This window comes from Mycobacterium sp. IDUB_24, assembly GCF_055419385.1.
This window is the reverse complement of record NZ_JBVAXO010000004.1, coordinates 152,600-169,202: the sequence shown is the minus strand read 5'-3', so window position 1 is coordinate 169,202 and position 16,603 is coordinate 152,600. Positions and strand designations below refer to the sequence as shown.

Annotated in this window: 17 protein-coding genes; 7 read left to right on the top strand and 10 right to left on the bottom strand. The window is 66.8% G+C overall.

From position 1 onward, the window contains the following. Window position 1: 1 nt before the first annotated feature. Window positions 2–523 (bottom strand): cysteine dioxygenase, encoded by a 522-nt coding sequence (locus ACZYZF_RS16180; protein WP_463836273.1) that lies wholly within the window; start codon window positions 521–523, stop codon window positions 2–4. 118 nt (window positions 524–641) lie between these two features. Here ACZYZF_RS16180 and lpqV point away from each other — a divergent pair, with 118 nt between their 5' ends. Continuing rightward, complete coding sequence (gene lpqV, locus ACZYZF_RS16175) at window positions 642–1,100, top strand: lipoprotein LpqV (protein WP_463746252.1); 459 nt, start codon at window positions 642–644, stop codon at window positions 1,098–1,100. Between the two features lie 6 nt (window positions 1,101–1,106). Here the strand turns inward: lpqV and ACZYZF_RS16170 are convergent, their stop codons facing one another. Continuing rightward, on the bottom strand, window positions 1,107–2,816 hold the full coding sequence (locus tag ACZYZF_RS16170; RefSeq protein WP_463836272.1) for a SulP family inorganic anion transporter: 1,710 nt from the start codon (window positions 2,814–2,816) through the stop codon (window positions 1,107–1,109). A 29-nt stretch (window positions 2,817–2,845) separates the two neighbouring features. On the opposite strand from ACZYZF_RS16170, the gene ACZYZF_RS16165 reads away from it, so the two are divergent. Together ACZYZF_RS16165 and ACZYZF_RS16160 are read left to right on the top strand one after the other, a co-directional pair. Continuing rightward, a complete protein-coding gene (locus tag ACZYZF_RS16165; protein WP_463836271.1) occupies window positions 2,846–4,420 on the top strand; it encodes a SulP family inorganic anion transporter in 1,575 nt (524 codons plus the stop codon). Then, the gene (locus tag ACZYZF_RS16160) at window positions 4,417–5,409 is read left to right on the top strand and encodes a patatin-like phospholipase family protein (protein WP_463836270.1); all 993 of its coding nucleotides are present in this window, start codon (window positions 4,417–4,419) and stop codon (window positions 5,407–5,409) included. Before ACZYZF_RS16165 ends, ACZYZF_RS16160 begins: the two co-directional genes overlap by 4 nt. A 1-nt stretch (window position 5,410) precedes the next feature. Here ACZYZF_RS16160 and ACZYZF_RS16155 read toward each other — a convergent pair whose 3' ends face one another. Together ACZYZF_RS16155 and ACZYZF_RS16150 are read right to left on the bottom strand one after the other, a co-directional pair. Further along, the gene (locus ACZYZF_RS16155) at window positions 5,411–6,268 is read right to left on the bottom strand and encodes a patatin-like phospholipase family protein (protein WP_463836269.1); all 858 of its coding nucleotides are present in this window, start codon (window positions 6,266–6,268) and stop codon (window positions 5,411–5,413) included. Between the two features lie 46 nt (window positions 6,269–6,314). Beyond that, complete coding sequence (locus tag ACZYZF_RS16150; RefSeq protein WP_463836369.1) at window positions 6,315–7,169, bottom strand: class II glutamine amidotransferase; 855 nt, start codon at window positions 7,167–7,169, stop codon at window positions 6,315–6,317. Window positions 7,170–7,233: 64 nt separating this feature from the next. Between ACZYZF_RS16150 and ACZYZF_RS16145 the strand changes: the two genes are divergently transcribed. Beyond that, window positions 7,234–8,289 (top strand): zinc-binding dehydrogenase, encoded by a 1,056-nt coding sequence (locus ACZYZF_RS16145; RefSeq protein ID WP_463746246.1) that lies wholly within the window; start codon window positions 7,234–7,236, stop codon window positions 8,287–8,289. A gap of 61 nt (window positions 8,290–8,350) precedes the next feature. Here the strand turns inward: ACZYZF_RS16145 and ACZYZF_RS16140 are convergent, their stop codons facing one another. Next, window positions 8,351–9,391: an NAD(P)H-dependent amine dehydrogenase family protein gene (locus tag ACZYZF_RS16140; RefSeq protein WP_463836268.1), complete on the bottom strand. Its 1,041-nt coding sequence runs from the start codon at window positions 9,389–9,391 to the stop codon at window positions 8,351–8,353. A 67-nt stretch (window positions 9,392–9,458) separates the two neighbouring features. Between ACZYZF_RS16140 and ACZYZF_RS16135 the strand changes: the two genes are divergently transcribed. Further along, window positions 9,459–10,661: a lipid-transfer protein gene (locus ACZYZF_RS16135; protein ID WP_463836267.1), complete on the top strand. Its 1,203-nt coding sequence runs from the start codon at window positions 9,459–9,461 to the stop codon at window positions 10,659–10,661. 90 nt (window positions 10,662–10,751) lie between these two features. On the opposite strand, the gene ACZYZF_RS16130 is transcribed toward ACZYZF_RS16135, so the two are convergent. Continuing rightward, complete coding sequence (locus ACZYZF_RS16130) at window positions 10,752–11,357, bottom strand: TetR/AcrR family transcriptional regulator (protein ID WP_463746243.1); 606 nt, start codon at window positions 11,355–11,357, stop codon at window positions 10,752–10,754. A 62-nt stretch (window positions 11,358–11,419) separates the two neighbouring features. Here ACZYZF_RS16130 and ACZYZF_RS16125 point away from each other — a divergent pair, with 62 nt between their 5' ends. Continuing rightward, a complete protein-coding gene (locus ACZYZF_RS16125; RefSeq protein WP_463836266.1) occupies window positions 11,420–12,250 on the top strand; it encodes an alpha/beta fold hydrolase in 831 nt (276 codons plus the stop codon). A gap of 12 nt (window positions 12,251–12,262) precedes the next feature. Here the strand turns inward: ACZYZF_RS16125 and ACZYZF_RS16120 are convergent, their stop codons facing one another. Continuing rightward, the gene (locus ACZYZF_RS16120; RefSeq protein WP_463836265.1) at window positions 12,263–13,885 is read right to left on the bottom strand and encodes a fatty acid--CoA ligase; all 1,623 of its coding nucleotides are present in this window, start codon (window positions 13,883–13,885) and stop codon (window positions 12,263–12,265) included. A 108-nt stretch (window positions 13,886–13,993) separates the two neighbouring features. Between ACZYZF_RS16120 and ACZYZF_RS16115 the strand changes: the two genes are divergently transcribed. Continuing rightward, complete coding sequence (locus ACZYZF_RS16115) at window positions 13,994–14,305, top strand: hypothetical protein (protein WP_463746240.1); 312 nt, start codon at window positions 13,994–13,996, stop codon at window positions 14,303–14,305. A gap of 3 nt (window positions 14,306–14,308) precedes the next feature. Here ACZYZF_RS16115 and ACZYZF_RS16110 read toward each other — a convergent pair whose 3' ends face one another. The 3 genes from ACZYZF_RS16110 to ACZYZF_RS16100 form a co-directional block, all read right to left on the bottom strand. Beyond that, a complete protein-coding gene (locus tag ACZYZF_RS16110; RefSeq protein ID WP_463746239.1) occupies window positions 14,309–14,623 on the bottom strand; it encodes a hypothetical protein in 315 nt (104 codons plus the stop codon). 136 nt (window positions 14,624–14,759) lie between these two features. Beyond that, window positions 14,760–16,121 carry a cation:dicarboxylate symporter family transporter gene (locus ACZYZF_RS16105; RefSeq protein ID WP_463836264.1) on the bottom strand — a complete coding sequence of 454 codons (1,362 nt, stop codon included), beginning with the start codon at window positions 16,119–16,121 and terminating at the stop codon, window positions 14,760–14,762. A gap of 109 nt (window positions 16,122–16,230) precedes the next feature. Then, window positions 16,231–16,485: a hypothetical protein gene (locus tag ACZYZF_RS16100; RefSeq protein WP_463746237.1), complete on the bottom strand. Its 255-nt coding sequence runs from the start codon at window positions 16,483–16,485 to the stop codon at window positions 16,231–16,233. Between the last annotated feature and the right edge of the window lie 118 nt (window positions 16,486–16,603).

Here is a 16,603-nt window from a genome sequence, read left to right as displayed (position 1 = left end):
ATCACTCCGGTGCGTCGGTGAGCTCGGTGCGGTTGCGGCGCAACGTGTTCTGCGCCGTCACCTCGTAGTAGGACATTGCGGTCAGCGGCGGCGAGTAGGCGTGCACGCTCAGCGTCGGCCCCGTCACCGTTACCGGTCCGGATGCGTGCACCACGTCATGTACCCAACCCAGTGGGAAGGCCGCCTGATCGCCTTCCGAGAGGCGCCGCCCCCGTAGAAGCTCGCCATCCCAACGGGTTTCGCGCAGTGCACCGGACACCACGGTCAAAGCGCCGAGGGAACCGCCGTGGTCGTGCAGTTCGGTCGACTTGTCGGGTACCCAGCTGATCAGCCAGACCTCGACTTCGTCGTCACCGGACAAGCGGGTGTACCAGCGGTCGTCCTTCGGCAGCTTGCGCAGCAACCTGTCGTAGCGTCCGGACAACACATCGTCGGCAGCGCGGTCGGTGGCGTGCAACAGGTCGGGCAGCCGTAGCCGGGTGGGCGCCGAGACCGCAGGAACGGGCGCGAGCGTAGACAACATCAGAGAAACTCCAAGAATGACGGCGGAACAGGGCAGACGGGCGCGTTAGCGAGCCCGACAACACTCCTGGAATCCGGTCCCTTCCGTCATGGCCGCCAGTGTTGCATAGATTGGCGGGATGCGCCGTTACACGTGGACCACCCGCCTGACCGCCGGAGCCGTCACAGCCACCGCGCTGGGCCTGCTGATCGGATGCTCGACGGAGGCCGGCAAGGAGCAGTCCGGCGAGTCCGCGGCGCCCTCCCCGCCGGCCACCACAACGGCCGAGGCGGCGACCCCCACGGCCAAGCCCGGCGAGGTCGCGGTGTCCCCCGGCGGGGTCACCACGGCGGTCGGCGCTGACGCGCAGTCCACCGAAGAGGAGTATTTCCAGGCCTGTCACGCCGCCAAGGTATGGATGGAAGGCAAGGGCGGCGACCTCAAGGCCCAGATCGAGCCGTATCTGGCGAGCCTGCAGGCACCCGATGCGGCCCCCGGGCCCGGCACGTACAACGTGGCGTGGGCCCAGCTGGAGCCGGGCCGTCAGGCAGCGGTCATCGTCGCGGCGCGGGCAGCTGCCGACGAACTCTGCGGCTAGCCGCTGCTAGTTCGAATCAGGCTGCGCCGAACCCCCGGCAGCGCCGCCCTGGGCGGACACCCAGGCGCGGCCACGTGCGACCGCGGTGTCGAGGGCTCCGAAGACGCGGTCGGACGACGGGACGATGCCGTCGTCGCCCAGCAGGTCGTCGAGCCCGCCCCGCCGCAGGACCTCCGCGGTGGCGGCGTCGACCCCAGAGATGATGAGCCGTCCGTTGTTGTCCGCCAGCTGCCCGGCCCAGCGGCGCATCGCCTTGATGGTCACAGACGACGGCACATCGGGCAGCGCGCGCAGGCTGAGCACGACGACGGCGTTGGTGGTGCCATCGGCGCGGGGCCAGGTTTCGTCGATGCGGGCCACTTCCGCGAACAACCCGACCCCGGCGTAGTGCAGCACGGTGACGTCGTTGCTGGCGCACTGCTCGGGCACCGGCGCCTGTTCCCAGCCTCCGCCCGGCGCCGGGGTCAGCGCCATCAACTGCGCGGCTTTTGCCGCCTTCGCGCAGTAGAGCACCAGTGAGGTGATGACGCCGATGAGGATCGCGGTGTGCAACGGAAGTTGTGTGGTGGCCGCGAACGTCACCAGCATCGCCACCGCCGAAAGCGGGGCGACCCGCAGGACCAGCTTGATATCGGGCAGTCGGCCGACTACCAGCTCGGCCCCGATCACGAGGATCAGCCCGCCGATCACCGGCATCGGGATGATCTCGGCAGCCGACCCGGCCACCAATACCAGCGCTGCGAGCCACAACCCGGCGAAGATGCCCGCCCACCGGGTCTGTGCGCCCGCTGAGGTCGCCACCCCGGTCCGCGACAGTGAACCGCCGGCCGGCAGCGCGCCGAACAACCCGCCCGTCACGTTCGCCGCGCCCTGGGCCAGGAAATCGCCGTTCATGTTGGTGCGGCTGCCGTCCGGGTTGGGCACCGCGGCCGAGATTCCAGCGGCCTGGGCCAGCGCGACGAGTGCCACCGCCACGCCGCCGACGATGAGTTCAGGCATGGCGGCAAAGTTCGGAACTGTCAACGGCGGAAGCGCATTCGCGATCGACGCGATGTCACCGACGGTTTCGACGTCGATGCGCGCGACGGCCACCACCGCCGTCACGACGACGAGAGCCAGCAACGTCGCGAACGATTCGAGCGGCTTGATGAAGTGGAACACCGCCCACACCGCGACGGTGCCCAGCGCCACCGCGGCGGCGGCGGGATGCCACAACGCGATGTGCGCCAGAGAGTCGACGAATTTGCCAATAGTGTTGCCGCTCTGCGGTTTGTAGCCGGTGGCGTCCCCGAGGACGCCGGCGACGATCTGCAGCGCGATGCCGGTGGAGAAGCCCGTCATCACGGCATTGGACACAAAATTCATGATCGAGCCGAACCGCAGCAGGCCGAACAGCAGCATCACCACACCGACCACGAGGGCCAGTGCGGCGATATTTGCCGGATCCGCCGGATCCAGACCGGCCTCCTTGAGCACACTGCGCGATGTCAGGGCGATGGCGCTGGTCAGCGTCGTCACCATCAGCACGGTGCGGGCGAACAGCGACCCGATGATGCCGGGCACGATGCCGGCATAGATTCCGGCGACCGGGTTGAAGCCGCCGATACTGGCGTACGCCATGCCTTCTGGGATCGAGAACAATCCCGTAACCAGCCCGGAGATGACGTCGCGAGGCTTGGGGCGACCGAGCTTTCGCGCGAATGTTGACGCTCCCACAGTTCAACCCTCCCACGAATGAGTCTGTGGTGGGCGATACTGCGAATGTGCGCGCGCCGGGAATTCTTCCGTATCAGCGCGCGTGGTTACGCGCCGACGTGGTGGCCGGGCTGGCAGCCGGGGCCGTGATCATCCCGCAGGCCATGGCATATGCGACCGTGGCCCGGATGCCGGTCCAGTTCGGCCTCTACACGTGCATGCTGCCGCTGGTCGTGTATGCGTTCATCGGAGGTTCGCGCACCGCGAGCGTCACCACGACGTCGACGATTGCCACGCTGAGCGCGTCGACCATGGTCGGCGCCGGCATCGCTGCGGGTTCGCCGGATGCGCAGTCGCACCTGATCACGCTGACGCTGTTGGTGGGCGCGTTCCTGCTGGCGGCGCGACTGCTGCGGCTCGGCACGATCATCGAGAACATCAACGAGGCCACGCTGCTCGGGCTCAAGGCGGGGGTGGGGTTGACTGTTGCCGCTGCCCAGATCCCGAAACTCCTTGGTGTGGAAGAGGATCCGCATGCCACCGGGTTCTTTCACATCATCTGGTCGGCGTTGCACCACATCGACAACGCCAATCTTCCCACCGTGATGCTGTCCATCGTCACGATCACTCTGTTGCTGCTGATCGGCAAGTTCGCGCCGCTGGTGCCGGGCCCGCTGGTTGTGGTGGTGCTCGGTATCGCGCTGGCCGTGGTCGGCGGGTTGCCCTCGATGGGCGTGCAGTTGATCCCCGAGGTGCCACGCGGAATACCCCTGCCCGCGCTGCCTGCCTTCGACCACATCGGGCACCTGATTCCGGGCGCATTGGCCATCGCCATGATGGCGTTCCTCGAAACCGTCGCGGTGGCGCGCGGTGTTCGCCGGGCCGACGAACCGCAGGTCGATGCCGATCGTGAGCTCGCCGCCAACGGTATTGCCGCACTGGTCAGTTCGTTCTTCCACTCGCTGCCTCCCGCCGGCGGGTTCTCGCAGACCGGCATGAACCTGCGCGCCGGCGCCCGTTCCCAGATGTGCGGCCTGGTCACCGCGGCACTGGCTGTGCTGGTCGCGGTGTTCCTGGCGCCCGCGCTGTCTGAGCTGCCGCAGGCGACGCTGGGTGCCATGGTGCTGGTCGCCGTGCTCGGCCTCATCGACATCGGCGCCCTGCAGCGGCTCTACCGGTTCGACAAGCTCGAATTCAGTCTGGCAGCGATCGTCGGGGTGTTCGGCCTGACCGTCGGACTGCTGCCCGCCGTCGCAGCCGGGGTCCTGCTGACCCTGTACTTCGTGCTGCGCGAAGCCAACCGTGCACACATTGTGCAGGTCAGCGCCCAGCCGCTGGTCTTGAGATTCGACCTCGGCCTGTACACCGCCAACCTGCGGGCGAACATCGACGCCGTTCTCACGAAGATCGCGGCCGCTGAACCGCGGCCGGATGTCGTGGTGCTCGACCTGTCCCGGCTGCCGTGGCTGACGTCGACGATCCTCGACGGCCTGCGCGATCTGGAATCGCAGACCGGCGTCGAGGTGCACTACACCGGTCTGCGTAGCGACCTGCACCAGATGGCGAAGCGCTGGCCGTGGTGGCAGCAGGTGGAAAGCCAGGGGCGTTACACCGACAGCCCATGATCCAGAATGGACATATGCGTGTTGCTCTGGCCCTCGGCAGTGGTGGGGCTCGCGGTTACGCGCACATCGGGGTGATCAACGAACTGTGCGATCGCGGTTACGAGGTCGTCGGGGTGTCCGGGTCGTCGATGGGTGCTCTGGTCGGCGGATTGCATGCAGCGGGCAAGCTCGACGAGTTCTCGGACTGGGCGCGGACCCTGACGCAGCGGGCGGTGTTGCGGCTGCTCGATCCGTCGATCAGCGCGGCCGGCATCCTGCGCGCCGAGAAGATCCTCGACGCGGTCCGCGACATCATCGGCGAGGCCACGATCGAGGAACTGCCCATCCCCTACACGGCGGTCGCGACGGATCTGGTCGCGGGCAAGTCGGTGTGGCTGCAGCGCGGCCCGTTGGATTCGGCGATCCGGGCGTCGATCGCGATCCCCGGCGTGATCGCGCCGCACGTGCTCGACGGCCGGTTGCTCGGCGACGGTGGCATCCTCGACCCGCTGCCGATGGCCCCGATCGCAGCGGTCAATGCGGATCTGACCATCGCGGTCAGCGTCTCGGGAAGCGAACCCAGCACATCGGCGGACCGAGCCGGCGCCGAACCGCGGCCCACCACCGAATGGCTGAATCGCATGTTGCGCAGCACCTCAGCGGTGCTCGACACCGCCTCGGTGCGCAGCGTGCTGGATCGGCCCACAGCCCGCGCGGTGCTCAGCCGATTCGGCGCTTCGATGCCGGAGACCGACGAAGACGTCGACCCGGGCAGCGCTCTGCCGGAGCTGCCCGAAACCGCTGGGGTTCCGCGTCTCGGCAGTTTCGAGGTGATGTACCGGACCATCGACATCGCACAGGCAGCGTTGGCCCGGCACACCCTGGCGGCCTATCCTCCCGACCTGCTGATCGAGGTGCCGCGCACGGTGTGCCGCAGTCTGGAATTCAACCGTGCCGCCGAAGTGATCGCGATCGGGCAGGAACTGACCGCCCGTGCGCTCGACGGCTGAATCAGCCCGCCAGGAAAGCAGCGACCTCAGCCGCCACGCGCCGCCCCTGAGCCCGGCCGGCGTGCGCCGAAGGTACCCGGCAGTCCGGGTCGAGCGGATTCTTGCCGAAGGCGGACAGGGACTCGTCGTCGGCGAAGATCCCCAGCGACCGTCCGGCAAAACCGTCGACCTCCTCGGCGGCGCCCGCGCCGAACGGGGACGGCGTCGAGCGGCCTTGCGGAACCAGCGCAACCGCAGTGTCGCAGTCGCCGGCCAGCGCCATGTTGACCGCGCTTCCGATGCCGCCGTCCATGAACCGGCGACCGCCGATCGTCACCACGGGCCACACCGCGGGCACCGCACAGCTGGCTTCGACGGCGTCGACCAGCGACACTCCCGAGTCCCGGTCGAGCGTCACCAGTTCGCCGGTGTCGATGTCGATGGCCGAGATCCGCAGCACCCGCGCCGGCCAGTCACGCGATGGCAGGCGCGCTTCGATCACTTTGCGCCGCACTGCCGGGTCGATCGTGGCGGTGTCCAGCGCCACGGCACCGATCTGCTGCAGCTTCTGCGCCTTGCTGGTGTTGGTTGTCAGCATGGCTTTGACGAAGAGGTCGGTGACCGTGTCGATGCTCGTCCCGGGGTCGAGCTCGGCCGATGCGGTGCCGACCTGACGCTCGAACAGCTCCTCCAGCGTCAGCCCGCTGCCGAGCTGCGCCGACACCGTCGACCCCGCCGACGTGCCCACCAGCACGTCGGATGCGAGTAGTGCGTCGGCAGTTTCGGGAGATTCGTCGGCGATGCCCTGCAGGATGCCGGTCTCCCAGGCAATGCCTGCGATACCGCCACCGGCGAGCACCAGTGCACGTTTGGAAGTCACGACAGTCGAGTGTGCCAGGGCCCCGGATCAGGCTGGTAAGCCGCAGCTAAGCATGCTGCGACGCTGCCGCCTGCGCGGACAGGTCGTCGCGGTGCAGGAGGCGGCGCGGCGGGGCCGGAAACGCCCGTTGACGTTCGATCCGCAGATCTGCGTCGACGTGTACGAGTTCACCGGGGGTGAGGAGCTGCCAGTCCTCACCGTCCATCGGTTCGCTGGCGAACACCACCGACGGCTGCGAGGTCAGGTTCTCGGATTCGGCGCGGATCCGCCGGCTTCTCAGGCGTAGACGCCCTTGTGCCGGGTGTCTGCGGTCGAGCAGATACAACTCGTGAGTGTCCGGGTAGCGCAGGGCCCACATGTCGGTGGCCGTGCTCAGTAGGAGGTTGACGGCGTAGATCGGCACGTTGTCGGCCAGCCAGCCGATGGCGTGCACGATGCCCGCGCCGACGTCGCCGTTGTGCGCTCGGACGGCGGCGGTGATGAGCGCGAAGACGCGTTCGGAGTCGGTCTGGCCTTTGACCAGGTGTGTCACTCCCAGTTCATGTATCCGGCCGTCCAGGTCATCCAGACCTTCGACCACGCCGTTGTGCGCGAAGATCCGGCCATCTTGGACGAAGGGATGGGTGTTCACCGGATCCAACGACCCGGTCGACGCATAGCGGACGTGCGCGATGAAGGTCGTCGCGGTGACATCGTGTGCCTCAGTGGCGAATTCGGAATCCTGCCACGCCGCCACGGGCTCCTTGTGCACCACTGCGACGCCGTCGGCCCCGAATACGCCGAGACCTGTACCGTCGGGATTGTGGCGGCTCTGCTCGGCAAGGTTGTCCGGTGCATCCAGCAACCAGAAGGTCGCCGGCACCGACTGGCGGCCGGCGTGCAGGCCGAACAATCGGCACATCGCCTCAACCCACCCGATCAAGTGCCATGATGCGGATAGTAACCGGGTAGACGAGGGGAACGCCATGACAACAGATCTTGGGCCGACCATGCGGGCCGAGCGCTTCTACGCGGACACCAAACGAGTTGTGGTAGAGGATGTTCCGATTCCCGAGCCGGGTCCGGGCGAGGTTCTGGTCAAGGTGGCGTTCTGCGGGATCTGCCATTCCGACCTGAGCTTGATCAACGGCACCTTCCCCGCGCAGGCCCCAGTGGTCACGCAGGGCCATGAGGCGTCGGGCACCATCGCCAGGCTCGGACCGGGCGTCACGGGCTGGTCCGAAGGCGACCGCGTCATCGTCGCCGCCGGGCGGCCTTGCATGGATTGCCCCAACTGCCGGCGCGGAGATATCGCCAACTGCATGCGAATCCGGTTGATGGCCTTCGCCTACGACGGGGCGTGGGCCGAATACACCCTGGCGCAGGCGGTGGGGCTGACGCGGGTTCCGGACAATGTGCCGCTGGAGCAGGCCGCAATCCTGGCCGACGCGGTGTCGACGCCGTACGGCGCGGTGGTTCGTACCGGCAAGGTCGGTATCGGCGAGTCGGTCGGCGTGTGGGGCCTGGGCGGCGTCGGCACCCACATCGCGCAGTTGGCCAGGTTGGTGGGCGCGGTGCCGGTGGTGGCGGTCGACATCAAACCCGAGGTGCTCGAGCGGTCCCTGGAACTCGGTGCCGACTATGCGTTCGACGCCGGCGACGAGCGGCTGGGTGAAAAGATCGCCGACGTCACCGGCGGCCGCGGGCTGGATGTGGCGTTCGATGCGGTGGGCCTCAAGTCGACGTTCGAGCAGGCGCTGGGCCAGCTGACGGTCGGTGGCCGGCTGGTCGCAGTCGGGATGAGCGCCCAGGAACCCACGATCGGACCGACGTCGATGTTCGGCCTGACCCAGAAGCAGGTACTCGGCCACCTGGGGTATCAGAACGTCGACATCTCCACGTTGGCGACGCTGGTCTCATTGGGCAGGCTGGACCTGTCCCGCTCGATCAGCGAGATCGTGTCACTGGAGGACATCGCATCGGGTATCGACAAGCTGGAGCGTCAGGAGGGCAACCCGATCCGGATCCTGGTGCGGCCGTAGGGTCTCCGTACGCCGACTCTGAAGATACGTGCGAGTTCTCGGCGATCGTTCGCACGCAAGCTCAGGTTCGGCGCGCTTTGCCTGTGATGAGCGGCAGATCCGGGTAGGTGACGACACCGGGTTCGGCCGCGCACACCGCGGGGACCGAGTTGACGCAGTGCGCAGCGGTGGCGACGACACCGGACTCCGGGCCCTCGTCCCCCGCCTCGGACTGGAAGCCCTTGATGATGACCGTGAAGTCCGGGTTTCCGCGGACCTCCATCTCGTAGCGTTGCCCGGCCGGACCGAAAGTCCATGCCGGGTCGAGGTTTTCTTCGCCCATCAGCCAGTTGACCGTGACACGGACGACCGGCTCGCCGTCGACGAGGGCCTCCCAGTGGAACTTACGAGCGGCGACCTGGCCGGGTTCGATCACGCCGATCGGCGAGTCGATGGGCGCGGTGGCCACGGCGATCTCCTGGGTGGCGCGGACCCGTGGATCGATCTTGAACCCCACCTGATCGACGATCATCTTGACGGCCTGGATGAAGCCGCCGTCGAGCATCTTCTGCATCGGACCGCTCAGCGCGGTGTCGGGCGTGCCGCCGAATCCCATGACGTGGCGCACCACATCGGGCGCGTCATAGGTACGCAGATCGGAAAACTCTTCGGCCCGAACGAAGTTCACCCCGGTGGCCATCGCGGAGAAAACCAGCGGGAACTTCTCGCTGATTCCGCCCGGCGCGATGCCGGTGCCGTGCAACGTGGCGTTGCCTTCCAGCGCGGCGGCCCGCATCGGCGCGGCCTGCTTCTCGCTCGGGTACAGCCAGCCGACGGGGGTGATGACGTTCTTGCCCGAGCGCAGCAGCGCGGCGACCTCGTCGGCGTTGGGGATCAGCGGCGAGTAGATCACCGCGTCGGCGTCCAGCGCCAGGATCTCTTCGGCGCTGTTGGTGGCGGTGACGCCGAGCGGTTCGGCGCCGATGAGCTCGCCGACGTCCTTGCCGTTCTTGGCGTCCGAGTGCACCCAACAGCCGACCAGTTCCAGGTCGGGATGTTCGAGCACGCCCTTTATCGCCGCGATGCCCACTCCACCGGTTGCCCACTGCACGACTTTGAGCACGACGCACCCTTTCGAACAAACTAGAACGTGTTCCAACTATCTCTACACCACGGAAACCGTGATCTGTATGTTTCTGGGCATGGCTAACAAAGTTTTCGTCGTCGGTGTGGGGATGACGAAGTTCGAGAAACCCGGACGGCGCGAGGGTTGGGACTACCCGGACATGGCGCGGGAATCGGGCACCAAGGCGTTGGAGGACGCGGGGATCTCCTATGACCAGGTGCAGCAGGGCTATGTCGGGTATTGCTCAGGTGATTCCACCTCGGGGCAGCGCGCGCTGTACGAGCTGGGCATGACGGGCATTCCGATCGTCAACGTCAACAACAACTGTTCCACCGGCTCGACCGCGCTTTACCTCGCTGCACAGGCGATTCGCGGTGGACTGGCCGATTGCACGATGGCGCTGGGCTTCGAGAAGATGCAGCCCGGTTCGCTGGGCGGCGGCGCGCAGGACCGCGAGTCTCCCCTCGGCAAGCACGTCAAGGCGCTGGCCGAGATCGACGAGTTCGCCTTCCCCGTCGCGCCGTGGATGTTCGGCGCCGCCGGCCGCGAGCACATGAAGCGATTCGGAAGCACTGCTGAACATTTTGCAAAAATCGGCTACAAGAACCACAAGCATTCGGTGAACAACCCGTACGCGCAGTTCCAGGACGAGTACACCCTCGACGACATCCTGGGCGCCAAGATGATCTCCGATCCGCTGACCAAGCTGCAGTGCTCCCCCACCTCCGACGGGTCGGGCGCGGCGATCGTGGCCAGCGAGGCGTTCGTCGACAAGCACGGGCTGGCCGCCCAGGCCGTCGAGATCGTCGGGCAGTCGATGACCACCGACTTCGCCTCGACCTTCGATGGCAGCGCCAAAAATGTGATCGGTCACGACATGAATGTGCAAGCCGCCCAGCAGGTTTACGCGCAGTCCGGCCTCGGCCCGGAAGATTTTCAGGTCATCGAGCTGCACGATTGCTTCTCGGCCAACGAACTGCTGCTGTACGAGGCCCTGGGCCTGTGTGGCGAGGGTGAGGCGCCGCGACTGATCGACAACGGCGACACCACTTACGGCGGACGCTGGGTGGTCAACCCGTCCGGCGGTCTCATCTCCAAGGGTCACCCGCTGGGTGCGACGGGCCTGGCCCAGTGCTCCGAGCTGACCTGGCAGTTGCGCGGTACCGCCGACAAGCGGCAGGTCGACGGCGTCACCGCGGCCCTGCAGCACAACATCGGGCTCGGCGGCGCAGCCGTCGTGACCGCCTACCAGCGCGCCGAGCGCTAACCACCTCGCCCGCGAAACGGCATTCCAGCAGGCCCGTTCTCGAACTTTTCCTGCTGGAATGCCGTTTCGGCGACTGAGTCGCGGGAGAAACTAGCCCGCCAGCATCGCGTCGATCAGGCGGCGTAACACCTGCCTGATCTCGCGGCGGGCCTTCTTCGGGTCCTCGGCGGTGGCGATGGCCATGGCCGCCTCGTCGAGGGCGCCGATCAGCACGTGCGCCAGCGCTCGGACCGGCTGCCGGGCGAGCTGGCCGGCCTTGATCGCCTCGCTCAAAAGCTGCTCGGTCATCCCCAGGCTGTAGCGCTGGGCGACGTCACGGAAACCGGCCCAACCGAGGACGCTCGGCGCGTCGAGCAAGATCAACTGCCGCACCTCGGGGTCACCGGACACCTCCAGCCAGGCGTCGACCGCGGCCCGGATCGCGTCGGCCGGTGACGTCGCGCCCGACGCGGCCACCGCCTCCGCCAACCGGACCATCACATCCTGCTCGACCACCTCCGCCACCGCCAGGAAAAGCGCTGCCTTGTCGGCGAATTGGTGATACATCGCGCCGCGGGTCACCCCGGCGGCCGTCGCGATCTCGGGCGTGCCGACGTCGGCGTAACCCCGTTCGCCCCACAGTCGCCGGGCGGCCGAGATCAACGCCTCGCGGGTCGCCGCGGAGCGTTCCTCCTGGGTACGTCTCTTGATTTCCATACACCCTGTTGGTAAGTTACGGACACGCTGTTTGTAAATGTGTATCGAGCCAGGAGTCATCCATGTCGATCATTGAGATTAACGCCGGAACCATCCATTACGAGGAATTCGGACCAACCGACGGCAGGCCGGTCGTCTTCGTCCACGGCTACATGATGGGCGGCCAGTTGTGGCGGCAGGTCAGCTCGCAGCTGGCCGAGCGCGGCCTGCGCTGCATCGTCCCGACCTGGCCGCTGGGCGCGCATCCCGAACCCCTGCGGCCCGGTGCCGACCACAGCATCCACGGGATGGCCGACGTCGTCGCCGACACCCTGGCAGCACTGGATCTGCAGGACGTCGTACTGGTCGGAAATGACACCGGCGGAGTGGTCACGCAGCTCGTTGCGGTGCACCATCCGGACCGCATCGGTGCGCTGGTGCTGACGAGTTGCGATGCGTTCGAACACTTTCCGCCTCCCATCCTCAAGCCGGTGATCCTGGCCGCGCGGTCCAGGGCGCTGTTCCGCGTGGGCACCCAGGCCATGCGGATCCCTGTGGTGCGCCGACGAGCTTTCGCCGGGCTGGCGCACTCGAACATCGACGCGTTCACCCGCGAGTGGGTGCGGAACACGCTGTCGAACCCCGCGATCGTCGAGGATCTCCGGCAGTTCTCCCTGTCCCTGCGCGCCGAGGTCACCACCGAAGTGGCCGCGCGGCTGCCGGAATTCGACAAGCCGACGCTCATCGCGTGGTCGGCCGATGATGTGTTCTTCGAACTCGGCGACGGCGAGCGGCTCGCCGACATCATTCCGAACGCGCGGTTCGAGGTCATCGACGGTGCGCGCACGTACTCGATGGTCGACCGGCCGGACCGCCTGGCCGACCTGCTCTCGTCGATCGCCGTGCGCGCCTAGTCTCGCGAGCGCCTAAAGGGTGACCACCTCGTAGGCGCCGTCGGCGTGCCGGGCCCGGATGGTCTTCTTGTCGTATTTGCCGACGCTGGTGCGCGGCACCTGCTCGACGAAGGTCCACCGTTCGGGCAGCCACCACCGAACTACTTTGTCCGCCAGGAATTCCCGCAGTTCGGCCGGATCCGCCGAGGCACCCTCGTGCAGCACCACGACTGCCAACGGGCGTTCCTGCCAGCGCTCGTCGGGCACCCCGACAACGGCCGCCTCCAGCACCGCCGGGTGGGCAATGAGGTGGTTCTCCAACTCCACCGAGGAGATCCACTCCCCGCCGGACTTGATGACGTCCTTGGCCCGGTCGGTCAGCGTCACGTAACCCTGCCGATCGATCGAGCCGACATCGCCGGTGCGCAGCCACCCGGTGTCGAACTTCTCGGCGTCGCGGCCCAGGTAATACGCCCCGGTGATCCACGGGCCACGGACTTCCAGTTCGCCGACCGCGGCACCGTCGCTGGGCAACGCGTCGCCCTCGTCGTCGACGACACGCACCTCCACCCCGCACATCGGCCTGCCCTGGCTGACCCGCATCTGCCACTGCCGTTCCTCGGACACCCCGGGCAGCGGCTTGGCCACCGTGGCCAGCGGCGAGGTCTCGGTCATCCCCCAGGCCTGCTGGATGTAGACGCCGTAGGTCTCCTGGAAGGTCTGCATCAGTGAGAGCGGCACTGCCGAACCACCACAGGCCACCAACCGCAGCGACGAAATATCGTGTCCCGGATTGCTTTCCAGGCAGTGCATGACGTCATTCCAGATGGTCGGCACCGCACCGGCCAGCGTCGGGCGCTGCGTTTCGATCAGGTCGATCAGCGACGCGCCGTCCATGAATCGGTCGGGCATCACCACGTTGGCGCCGGCCATCAGGGCCGCATACGGCAGCCCCCATGCATTGGCGTGGAACATCGGCACGATCGGCAATACGGTGTCACTGCAGCTGACGTCGAGCGCGTTGCCGGTGCAGGTACTCAACGCGTGCAGGTAGCTCGACCGGTGGCTGTACACCACACCTTTCGGCTTTCCGGTGGTACCGCTCGTGTAACACATTGCCGCCGCGGAGTTTTCGTCGATCTCAGGCCAGTCGAACTCGGTGGGCTGCGCGGCCAGCAGCTCGTCCCAGCGCACGACGGTCACACCTTGCAACGCGTCCACGTCACCGTCGCCCACCACGATCACGGTGTGCACGGTCTCGGCCAGCGGCAGCACGGGGGCCAGCAGCGGGACCAGAGATGCGTCGGCGATCACGACGCCGTCGGCCGCCTCGTTGGCGATGTAGGCGATCTGTTCGGGCGACAGCCGGATGTTCAGCGTGTGCAGCACCGCGCCCATCGCAGGCACCGCGAGATAGGCGGCGAGGTGTTCGGTGTTGTTCCACATGAACGTGCCGACGCGCTGGTCACCGTCGACCCCGAGCCCGCGCAGGGCATGGGCCAGTTGAGCCGCCTGCGCGCCCAGCTCCTGATAGCTGATCGTGCGGTAGTGGCCCCCGCCGCCTGCCGTGGTCACGGTCCGGTCCCCGTTGACCCCGCAGGCATGCCGCAGGATCGCGGTGATCGTCAGTGGCCAATCTTGCATGGTGCTGTTCACGGGCGCGATGCTATGCGCTCGACGTTCGGCGGCGGTGGGAACGAATCGAATTCCCAGAACGATGTATGTAGGGGAAGATGGACTGACCACGACGGAAGGACTAGTCCGATGCGCACGAAGTCGCTGTTGGCGGCAGTCGGGCTGGCTGCGTTGGGCGTAGCGGGCGCGTCGTCCGCGGTGGCCTCGGCCGAGGAAACCGCGCAGGAGACGATCAGCCGTCTGCAGTCGGAGGGCTACACCGTCACCATCGACAAGATCGGCACGGCGCCGCTGGACCAGTGCACGGTCACCAGCGTTCGTAACCCCCGACAGGTTTCCCAGTTGGTGCCCTACGTCGGGCCGGGCCTCGGCGGCGATCGCATCCTCGTGCCGTCAGTTACCAGCCAGACCGTGTCGGTGTCGCTGAACTGTCAGCGCTGACGGTCACTTCGAACAGTCCAGCGACACCGTGATGGTGCGCCGCACCACGACGGGTACGAGGTCGAATTCGGACTTGCCGTTCTTGCCGAACCGCTCGACGCGGATGAGTCTCGTCTGGGTTTGTGGGTTGCGAACACTGGTGACGATGCACTGATCCAGCGGCGCACTGCCCACCCGGTCGATGTTGACCTGAAAGCCCTGGGCTTCCAGCAGCCCTATCGTTTCGATCGCGGAGTCGGCGTATGCCGGGCCGGCCGTCGCGAGAAGTGTGCCTATAGCCGCCCCCGACGCGGCGAGCATGATGATTGATGCCCGCATGGTCGTGTCTTCTTTCTCAAAGCCCCGCACTCACCTTGTCGGTGATGCCCTCACCCTTGTTACGTGCTGGAACGGTTGCGAGTTCAATGCGAAAGGCCCCGGCCGGATTTCCCGGCCGGGGCCTTTCGCCCGGTGACTACGCGCGGGCCGGTTCGGGCATGCGGTCCGAGTGGTCGTTGACCATGGTGAGTTCGTCGAACGGATCGTCACCGCGCAGCACCGCATCGACCTTGGCTTTGTCCACGGTGTGCGTCCACGAGCCGACGAGCAGGGTCGCCACCGCATTGCCGGAGAAGTTGGTGACCGCGCGGGCCTCGGACATGAACCGGTCGATCCCGACGATCAGGCCGACCCCGTCGAGCAGATCGGGGCGGTGGGCCTGCAATCCGCCGGCCAACGTGGCCAATCCGGCGCCCGTCACACCCGCCGCCCCCTTCGACGCGACGATCATGAACACCAGTAGGCCAATCTGCTGCCCGACGGACATCGGGGCGCTCATCGCATCCGCGATGAACAACGCCGCCATGGTCAGGTAGATCGCGGTGCCGTCGAGGTTGAACGAATATCCGGTCGGCACAACGACACCGACAGTGCTGCGGTCGACGCCCAGGTGTTCCATCTTCGCAATGAGGCGTGGCAGCGCCGACTCCGACGAGGACGTCGAGAAGATCAGCAGGTACTCGCGGGCCAGGTACCGCACCAGTTTGAAGATGGATACTCCCGACACCGCGCGCAGCAGTGCGCCTAGCACACCGAACACGAACAGCACACAAGTCACATAGAAGCCCAGCATCAGGGTCAGCAGCTGGGTGACGGCGGTCCAGCCGGTCTGCCCGACGACGTTGGCGATCGCGCCGAACGCTCCGATGGGCGCCAGCCACAGGATCATGATCAACACCTTGAACACGAGCTTCTGCAGGTACTCGATGCCGCGCAGGATCGGTTCACCATTGCTGCCCATGCCCTGCAGCGCGAAGCCGACCAGCAGCGCCACGAACAAGGCCTGAAGCACACTCCCGGCCGTCAGCGAGGAGAACAACGTCTCGGGGATGATGCCCTGGACGAAGTCCATGAGTCCGCCGGCCTCATGTGCCTTTTCCGCGAGCTCGGCGCCTTTGCCTGCCGAGCTCTCCGACAGGTGCATGCCGCTGCCCGGGTGGATCAGGTTGCCGACCACCAGACCGATGGTCAGCGCGATCGTGGACATCACCAGGAAGTAGCCGAAGGCCAGGCCACCGACCTTCCCGACGGTCGCGGCCTTGCGTACCGAGCCGATCCCCAACACGATCGTGCAGAAGATGATGGGGCCGATCATCATCTTGATCAGGTTGACGAACATGGTGCCCAGCACGCCCACGCTCTTGCCGACCTCGGGTGCCACAAGCCCCACGATCACGCCGATGACGACGGCCGCGATGACTGCGATGTAGAGCCAATGGGTGCGGTCCCGCCGAGCCGGCGCTGCCGGTTCGGGGTGCGGTTCTACGGACACGTTCATCGGTGCCACCTCCAGGTCGGGATCTTCGAATGCGCTCTACAAGCACCTTCGACCATAGGGTGATCCAGGTCACGCTTTAGTTCATTACGTTCATGCAGCGAGGGATTGCTCAGATACCGGTGCAGAGCGAGACAAACGGAATGGGTGCGCAGATGCCCACCGAGAAGTAGGGCGTGATGTCGCCGTTCCACGCCGGAGGTGGGGGCGGCGGGGGCGGTGGGGGCGGCGGCAACGCGGCCGCCACGCAGGTGTTCGAAGGTGGGTCGAACACGGTGCCCACTCCGCACTCGGTGGCATTGCCGACCGCCGGGGAAACAGCCGTCACCACTGCCATTGACGCAACCGCGGCCGTGACGACGGTCATCAAGCGATGAATGATGCAGCCCATCGCAGGCCTCCCTTGGATCTGCCCTCGACCCCTGCCTACGGTCCGAGTCTACGACTCTGCGCACGCCGATATCACCCCCAAATTGACGAGGGGG